Annotated in this window: 3 protein-coding genes and 1 pseudogene; 2 read left to right on the forward strand and 2 right to left on the reverse strand. The window is 70.6% G+C overall.

From position 1 onward, the window contains the following. Positions 1-30: 30 nt before the first annotated feature. Both VF330_RS11580 and eccCa read right to left on the reverse strand, forming a co-directional pair. Positions 31-2,739 carry an AfsR/SARP family transcriptional regulator gene (locus VF330_RS11580; protein ID WP_330851545.1) on the reverse strand — a complete coding sequence of 903 codons (2,709 nt, stop codon included), beginning with the start codon at positions 2,737-2,739 and terminating at the stop codon, positions 31-33. Positions 2,740-3,096: 357 nt separating this feature from the next. Next, positions 3,097-7,113, reverse strand: a complete 4,017-nt coding sequence (gene eccCa / locus VF330_RS11585) for a type VII secretion protein EccCa (RefSeq protein WP_330851546.1) — start codon at positions 7,111-7,113, stop codon at positions 3,097-3,099. Positions 7,114-7,349: 236 nt separating this feature from the next. On the opposite strand from eccCa, the gene eccD reads away from it, so the two are divergent. After that, complete coding sequence (gene eccD, locus VF330_RS11590; protein ID WP_330851547.1) at positions 7,350-8,753, forward strand: type VII secretion integral membrane protein EccD; 1,404 nt, start codon at positions 7,350-7,352, stop codon at positions 8,751-8,753. Further along, positions 8,750-9,180: pseudogene (locus VF330_RS11595) on the forward strand (type VII secretion-associated serine protease mycosin); the annotation flags it as partial. The gene eccD and the pseudogene VF330_RS11595, both read left to right, overlap by 4 nt.

The following is a 9,180-nucleotide window of genomic DNA, read 5'->3' on the forward strand; positions in this document are numbered from 1 at the left end:
AGGTTCCTGGGGGGCCACCAGCACCGCTCGTCAGTTCTCGGGCAGGGTGGCGAGCTTGGCCTTCAGCTTGTCCACATGTGGGTGCTGACGAAGCTCGTAGAACTCCAGCGCATCGGTCCACCAGCGGCGTGCCTCGGTGAGCTCCTCCAGCTTGAAGTGCAGGTCACCCATGCGCTCGTGCGTGGCGGCTCGATCTGCCCACCCTCCCATCAGCTGGAACCAGCCGAGCGCGCTGTGCAGGATCTCAGCGACTCCGTTCGTCTCGCCGAGCTCGATCTGCGCCTGGCTCCTGCTGACAGCCGCCTGTCCCAGCATCGCCGGATTGACTTCGTACGTCCGGTTCAGCGCGTCCAGTTCGTCGAGGTGTTCGAGCCCTTCGCGGTACCGACCGGCTTCGATGAGCGCGTAAGCGACCTGTTGGAGCGCCATGGCGATGCGACCAGGATCCGCGTCGGCCACACGGCGCTGCAGTTCCAGCGCGTCTCGCGCCACCTCCACCGCCTCTTGCGCGCGGCCCAGCATCCCCAGCACCCAGGCGACACCGCTCTGAGCACGCACCTGCTCGTCAACCACACCCAGCACCTCGAAGGCCCGGCTGCAGTCCTCGAACAGTTCCTTGCCCCGCTCGTACATCGCGTTCCTGACGCAACCGACCGCCTGCAGGAACAACAGCTTCGCAGCTACGTGGGGTTCGCCGGCGCGGGTCGCGGCCAGCGAGCCGCGTCCCATCCGCTCGACCCAGCCGCGCCAGTCACCGAACCGGTCGATCTGCGAACTGGCGAACCACGGGAGCTGCCAGCTGCAGCTGTCGAGTCCGCGCTGCTCGGCGAGCACGACCAGAGCGCTGATCACCGCACGTTCGGCGACGAACCAGTCGGCTGACGCCGGTCGATCGGCGAACGTCTCCGAACTGACGGCGGGATCGGGAAAGCCGTCGACCTGCCGCTCACCCCGGTTGAACTCGCGGTCGCTCCAGGCGAGCGTGTGGACGTAGTGGCCGAACATCCGCTGCTCGGCAGCAGCACGGGACTCGGCCGTCTCCTCCGCCGCGGCGCGGTCGGCCGCGTAGACCCGCAACAGGTCGTGGCACGTGAACCGGCCCGGCACGTGCTCCACCACCAGGTTCGCCCGCACCAGCTCCCGCACGCACTCGCGCGTCTCGTCCGACGACCACCCGGCGAGGCTGGTCGCGGCCGCGACGGTGATGTCGGGTCCGGGGTGCACCCCGATCAGCCGGAACATCCGCGCGGCAGGAGCGCTGAGCTGCTGGTACGACCACTGGAACACCGTGCGGACGCTGGTGGCCGCGTCGCCGGTGTCCAGGGTGTCGAGGCGGGTCCGTTCGTCGGCCAGCTCGGCCACCAGCGCGGACAGCGGCAGTTCCGGGAACTGCGAGGCGCGGGCCGCGACGATCGCCAGTGCCAGGGGCAGGCCGCCGCACCACCTGATCAGGTCGTCGGCGGCACCCACGCGGTCGGCTCCCAGACGGCTGACGAGCAGGGCGTGGGCCTCCGCGCGGGTCAGCACGTCCAACGCCAGCTGCCGCACGCCCTCGTTGACGACGAGACCGGTGAGGCGGTCGCGGCTGGTGACGAGCACCAGGCACGAGGACGGTCCCGGCAGCAGCGGGCGGACCTGCTCGGCGTCGCGGGCGTTGTCGAGCACCACCAGCACCCTGCGGTCGGCCACGAGGCTGCGGTACAGCGCGGACTGCGCCTCGAGGTCGGCGGGGACGCGGTCGGGGGCGATGCCGAGGGCTTCCAGGAACCGGCTCAGCGCGTCGCCGGGCGCCATCGGGTCGCGGTGGCGGTCGAAGCCGCGCAGGTTCACGTAGAGCTGGCCGTCCGGGAACCGGTCGGCGACCCCGCGGGCCCAGTGCACGGCCAGGGTCGTCTTCCCGACGCCCGCGGTGCCGGTGATCGCGGCGACCACCAGCTCGTCGCGCACCAGGCCGGTCAGGTCGTCCAGCTCGGAGGCGCGGCCGACGAACCGCGGCACGGCCGTCGGCAGCTGGCGGGGCACGGGCCCGCGCACGCGCACCGAACCGGAGAGCACCTGCTGGTGCACGGCCTTGAGGTCCGCACCGGGGTCGATGCCCAGCTCGTCGGACAGCAACGCGCGGACGTCCTGGTAGGCGGTCAGCGCCGCGGCCTGCCGGCCCGACTGCGCCAGCGCCAGCATCAGCTGACCCCAGAAGACCTCGCGGAACGGGTGCTCGGCGGTCAGCCCGCGCAGTTCCGCGACGAGGTCGGCGGCCCTGCCCGCGTCCAGGTCGGCGGCGACGCGCCGTTCCAGCGCCGACAGCCGCTCCTCGGTCACCAGCGCCACGTCGTGCCGGTGCAGGGCACCGGACCTGACGTCGGTGAGCATCGGGCCGCGCCACAGGTCCGCCGCGGCGGCGAAGTCGCCGGACGCGACCAGCGAACGGAACCGCAGCAGGTCGAGCAGCGACGCGTCGACCGAGGCGCGGTAGCCGCTGCGCGCGGTCTGCACGCAGTTCGCCGGGCCCAGCGCCTGCCGCAGGCGGGCCACGACCATCTGCAACGTCTTGTCCGCCCGGTCCGCGCTCGGCGGGGCACCGTCCCACACCACGTCCACCAGCTCGTCGACGGACACGAACCGGTTGGCGCGCAACAGCAACGTGGCCAGCAGCACGCGGCAGCGACCGGCCGGGACGGTGACCGGGACGCCGTCGAGCAGCACCTCCAGCGGTCCCAGCACGCGGTACTCGACTCGCACTTCGCCCTCTCCCCGATGGCCGTGCACCGAGTGTAGGACCGCCGGTTCGACGTGTGACCGAAGTGTGAGCGCGGCCGTGCAGAGTGGTGTTCAGCCGGAGGACGACGGTGACAGCGGAAGTTTGGGGGGGTGTCGCGGTCGTCGCAAGTTCCTTCCCGGCCGGCCCTCCCCAGTGGTCCGGTCAGGACGGAACCCGGTCATGGGGGAACCGGACGGTCCCCTGCTGTCCGGTTGGGCCCGCGGCTTCGGCCGCGGGCCCTTTTCACTTGCGCGGCAACGGCAACGGACACGCGAAACGACTCGTGGGTGGCCCCGCCCCAACGGCGGGACCACCCACGAGGTCGTCGGACGGGGAACCTAGTCCGGCTGGATCCAGGAGAACTGCATGCGCTGCTGACCGTGCTTGCGGGTCACCATCGTGCCCCGGCCGGGAGGCTGCGGCGACGGCTTGAGGTTGCCGACGATGTTGCCCTCCTCCTTCGAACCGGACCCGACGAACAGCGGCGCCGAGATCTCCTTCAGCTTGCCGAGGACCGGGTCGTACATCGCGCGGGACGCACCACCCATGCGGCGGGCCAGCACGATGTGCAGACCGACGTCCTTGGCCTGCGGGATGAACTCCGCCAGCGGCTGCAGCGGGTTCGCCGCGCCCTGCGGTGCCACCAGGTCGTAGTCGTCGACGATGATGAACACCTCGGGACCGGTCCACCAGGAGCGGTTGCGCAGCTGTTCCTGCGTGACGTCCGGGCCGGGCATGCGCTTGGTGAGCGAGCCCTTGACCTCCAGGACGTTCTGCGTCAGCTGCGTCGACGAGACGGCGTAGCTGAGCAGGTGGTCCGTGTCGATGAAGCCGAGCAGGGTGCGGCGGTAGTCCGCGAGCAGGATCAGCGCCTCCGAGGAGGTGTAGCTGGTCATGATGCCGCGGATGATCGTGCGCAACATGTTCGTCTTGCCGGACTCGCCGTCGGCCAGCGTGAAGAAGTGCGGGTCCGCGTCGAAGTCCATGTAGACCGGCGCGAGCTCGTCCTCGTTGACGCCGACCGGGACCAGGTGGCCGCGGTTCGGGTTGACCTGCTGGACCTGCTGCATGAACTGCCCGTAGTCGAGCAGGTCGGGCAGCATCCGGACCTGCGGGGCGCGCGGGCCCTGCCAGGACTGGTTGAGCTTGTTGCTGAGGTCCTGCACGCCGGACGAGATCGTCGTCGGGTCCTGCGAGGTGTCGATGCGCGGCAGACCGGTGAGGAAGTGCAGCTTGTCACCGGTGAGACCGCGGCCGGGACGGCCGGGCGGCACGTTGACCGCGACCTTGCGGTCGATCTCGGACTCGCTCGGGTCACCGAGGCGCAGCTCGAACCGGGTGCCGAGGAGGTCCTTCATCGCGGGCCGGATCTCCGCCCACCGGTTGGCGGCGACGATCACGTGCACGCCGTAGGACAGACCCTGCGCCGCCAGCGCCTGGACCTGCGGCTCGACCATCTCGAACTCCTGGCGGAAGTTCATCCAGCCGTCGACGATCAGGAACGCGTCGCCGAAGGCGTCGTCGTGGATCTCACCGCGGCGCTTGCGGTTGCGGAACTCGGCCATCGAGTCGATGCGCTGGTCGCGCCACCGCAGCTCGCGCTCGGTGATCAGGGTCTGGAGCTCGGCCACCATGCGGCGGACCTTGTCGACGTCGAGACGGCCGGCGAAGCCACCGACGTGCGGCAGGTCCTCCATCGACGCGAGCGTGCCACCACCGAGGTCGATGCAGTAGAACTGCGCCTCCTGCGGCGTGTGCGTGAGCGACATCGACGCGACGATCGTCCTGAGCAGCGTCGACTTGCCCGACTGCGGACCGCCGACGACCGCGCCGTGGCCGGCCGCACCGGAGAAGTCCGCCCACAGCAGGTCGCGGCGCTGCTCGAACGGCTTGTCGACCACGCCGACCGGGATCTGCAGCGTGCTGTTCGCCGGGTAGCCCGGTGACGTGAGACCGCGGTCCTGCGTCACGTCGAGCGGCGGCAGCATCGTGTCCATCGTCGGCGGCTCGTTCAGCGGCGGCAGCCACACCTCGTGCGCGGGCGGGCCCTGGCCGACGAGGCGGTCGACGATCAGCTCGAGCTGCGTCGGCTCGTTCGCGTCCTCCTTGACCGGCGCGGCCGCGACCTGCATCGGCTCGACCGGGCGCTCCGGCTCCTTCGGGATCTCGATGAAGTCCGGCACGAAGAACCGCGGGCGCTTGTCGCTGCGCACGGCCACCGACTCGCCGGCGGACTGCATGCCCGACGGGCGGTAGGTGCCCGAGACGTAGAGCGCCTTGAACCTGGTCAGCGGCATGCCCTGCACGCTGAGGTAGCCGGAGCCCGGGATCGGCGGCAGCTCGTAGGCGTCCGGCACACCGATCGCCGCGCGCGACTCCGCCGCGTTGAAGGTCTTCAGACCGATCCGGTACGAGAGGAACGTGTCCAGACCGCGCAGCTTGCCCTCCTCCAGGCGCTGCGACGCGAGGAGCATGTGCATCTGCAGCGACCGGCCGACACGACCGATCTGGAGGAAGATGTCGATGAAGTCCGGCTTCGCCGTCAGCATCTCGGAGAACTCGTCGATGCAGATGAAGAGCGCGGGCAGCGGGTCGAGCTGGGCGCCGTTCTCGCGGGCCTTCTCGTAGTCCCAGACGTTCTTGTAGTTGCCCTTCGCCAGGACCTCCTGGCGGCGCGACACCTCGCCGGCGATGGCGTCCTTCATGCGGTCGACCAGGGTGAGGTCGCCCGCCAGGTTGGTGATCGTCGCGGCGACGTGCGGGGCCTTGTCCAGGCCGAGGAACGTCGCACCACCCTTGAAGTCGACGAGGATCATGTTGAGCGCCGTCGACGAGTGCGAGGCCAGCAGGCCCAGCACCAGGGTGCGGAGGAACTCCGACTTGCCGGAACCGGTCGCGCCGATGCACAGGCCGTGCGGGCCCATGCCGTCCTCTGCGGCTTCCTTGATGTCGAGCTCGACCTGCTGGCCGTGCTCGCCGATGCCGAACGGGATGCGGTAGCGGTCGCGCTTGGGCCGCGGGCGCCACGCCTGCTGCACGTCGAACGTGATCGGGTCGCCCGGGATGCCCATGAACTCGAGGATCGGCGGGTTGTTGGTCATCGCCAACGGGTCCTCGCCGCTGTCGCCACCGGCCTCGCCGGCGGCACCCATGCGGTACGGCGAGAGCCTGCGGGCCAGCGCCTCGGCCTCGACGACCGACAGGCGGTCGGGAGCGCCGAACCACTCGACGCCGCTCGCGGACCGGGCGCCGAGCTGGCCGTTCTCGATGACCAGGCGCAGGCCGCGGCGGGCCGTCAGGTTGCCCAGGCACTCGGAGAGGTCGAGCAGCGTGACGCCGACCAGGCCCTCCTCGAGGATGATCATCTCCTCGCGGCTGATGTCGCCGTCGTCGATGACGATCACGATGTGCGGCTGGTCGGGCGGCGGCGGGGCGTTGCGGGTGAACCGCTGCCGGTCGCGCAGGTTCTCGTCCAGCATCGCCTCGATCTCGGCGAGCGAGTTCGCCATCATGCGGCGCTGGCCGATGCCGTCGATGTCGGTGGGGTGCTGGGCGTGCGGGAGCCACTTCGCCCACTCCCACAGCTGCTTGGTGCGGCCCGCGCTGACGACCGCGATGAGCAGGTCGTCCGGGGCGTGGAAGGTGACGAGCTGGGCGATGAGGGCGCGCGCGAGGTCGCGGCGGTCCTCCATCTCGCCGAGCAGGCCGACGGCGGCGAACCCGCGCAGCGCGATCGAGATCGGCAGCTCGGGGACGAGCGAGTGCGCGCGCACGAACCGGCGCAGCGCCAGCGTCGCGATCGGCTCCAGCTCCTCGACCGGTCCGGTCTGCGGCGGCACCAGGCGGGTGGCGAGGCGCTGCGAGCCCCGGCCGGCCCTCAGGTGGCAGAAGTCGGGGTCGTTCTGACGGCGTTCCCACATGCGGCGGGTGGTTGCGAGGGACCACAGCATCTGCGGGTCCGGGTGCACCCACTCGCGCTCGGCGCGCTGCTCGTCGGCAGCCTCGCGGGCGCGGTCGCGCATCTGGCCGAGGTACCGCAGGTAGTCCTTGCGGTCCTCGTTCATCTCGGCTTTCTTCTGGCCCTTGCCGGACCCCATGCCGCTCGCCATCATGCCGATGGTCGAGATCATCATCATGCCCGGCATGATCATCGCCGCGGGCTGCCGCGGCGCGAACACGAACATCATGCCCATCATGCCGACGGACGCGATGATCATGACGACGGGCATCGCCTTCATCATGATGTTGCCAGGGATGATCCGCGGGACCTCAGGTGGCGGCTCGAGGTGGACCTCGCCGCCGGGAGGCCGGGGAGCAGCAAGGCGTGCCGTTCGCTTGAACTGCAGCGTGCTCAACTGACAGGCACCTCTTCGACATCATCTCAATACGCCACCGGTAGCAACCGACACTATTGCGCATTCGCGCGCGTCACGAGGGGCGGGTCGGAAAAAAACCCAGTCGAACGTGTTCTGCGAACCACACGTGCAACAGGCGTCGGTGCGGCCATACTAGGGCCGCCCGTGGACCGCCCTGGTGGGCCAATAGGCTCGGGCCAAGAGTTCGCAACACAGATCTGACTTAGGGGGCCCTGGTGGCGACCGGTACGACGGTGTTCAGCCGTGTCACGGTGGTGGCACCTCGAACGCGTATCGACGTCGCGCTGCCTGCCGACGTGGCGGTGGCCGATCTCCTGCCGATGCTGCTGGACATGGCGAGAGAGGCCACTCCGGACGGTGGCGTCAGGCACGGCGGCTGGTGCCTCGCGAAGCTCGGCGACAGCCCGCTCGACCCCGCGCGCACGCTCGCGTCGCTCGGCGTGGTCGACGGCGAGCTGCTGCAGTTGCGGCGCCGCAACGAGAACCCGCCGCCGCCGTTGTACGACGACGTCGTCGACGCGATCGCGGAGTCCGACCCGGACTCGTTCCGGCCGTGGACCAAGGAGACCGCGCAGCGGTTCGGCCACATCGCCGGCGCGCTCGCGCTGCTCGCGTCCGCGGTGGCGCTGTTCCTGTCGGGCCCGCTCACGCAGGGCGGTTCCGGCAGCGGTCTGGCGGCCGCCATCACCGGCGGTGTCGGCGCGGTCACGTTGCTGGCCGTCGGCGCGACCATCGCCAGGGCCTACTCGGCCGTGTCGACCGGCGTGCTGATCGCCGCGTGCGGGTCCCTGCCGCTGGCGTTCGTCGCGGGCTACCACGCGGTGCCCGGGGTGGGCTTCAACCCGAAGATGCTGCTCGCCTCGGCGCTGCTGATGATCTTCGCGTGGGGCGGCATCCTGCTGATCGGCCAGGGCATCACGGTGTTCATCGCCGGTGCCACGGCCGGCACGTTCGTCTCCCTGGCGTTCCTCGTCGCGACGTTCGTCGAGCACCCGCTGCCGGGTGTCGCCGCCGCGACCGGTGCCGTGGCGCTCGGCGCGCTGTCGCTGCTGCCCAGGCTCACGCTCCAGCTGGCCAAGATCCCGCCGCCCGTCGTGCCGACGAACGCCGAGGACCTCAAGGAGGACACCGGCTTCCCGGAGTACGCGGTGATCGAGCGCCGCACGGCCGTGGCGCACGAGTACCTGACCGGCATGATCATCGGCACCGGCGCCGTCGCGGCGCTGGCCGCCATCGTCGCCGCGTCCGCCGACACGATCTGGGGCCCGATCTACGGCATCGTCGTCGCGATCGTGCTGATGATGCGCGGCCGCGCCTACGCCAACGGCGCCCAGGCCGTGGCGCTGCTGTCGACCGGCATGTTCGCGAGCGCGGGCATCCTGCTCGGCTGGCTGATCATGTCCTCGTCGTTCGACCGCATCGCGTTCGTGTTCGGCGCGCTGCTGCTGCTCGGCGCCGCCGCGCTGGTGCTCGGCGTCGTCTTCCCCGGCCAGAAGTTCTCGCCGCCGCTGCGCCGCACCGTCGACATCATCGAGGCGATCCTGATCGCCGCGGTCGTGCCGCTGGCACTGGCCGTGATGGACATGTACTCGGTGTTCAGGGGCCTGATCTCGCTATGACGTCCGGCATCAGGCGCACCGCGGCGGCAGCGACCGCCGGACTGCTGCTGCTCACGGGAGCGCTCCCCCAGGCTTCCGCGCAGCCGTCGTCGACCTCCTCCGCCGCGGCCCGGCCGAACTCGGTGCCGCCGGAGCTGCGGCCCGGCACCCCGCCGCCCAAGGACGAGGGCAAGCCGGACGTGACCTACAAGCGCACCAACAAGGGCTGCGTCGAGTCGGACACGAAGAGCGAGCTGATCGAGACCAAGCCCTGGGGCCAGGTCCAGCTGAACCTGGAGCAGGCGCACCGGTTCGCGACGGGCAAGGGCGTCAAGATCGCGATCATCGACACCGGCGTCGACCCGCGCAACCCGCGCTTCGGCAACCGGGTCGTGCCCACCGGCGAGTACGTCGACGGCAACAAGAACGGCACGGACGACTGCGACGG

This window comes from Lentzea sp., assembly GCF_036380075.1.
Classification (GTDB): Bacteria; Actinomycetota; Actinomycetes; order Mycobacteriales; family Pseudonocardiaceae; genus Lentzea.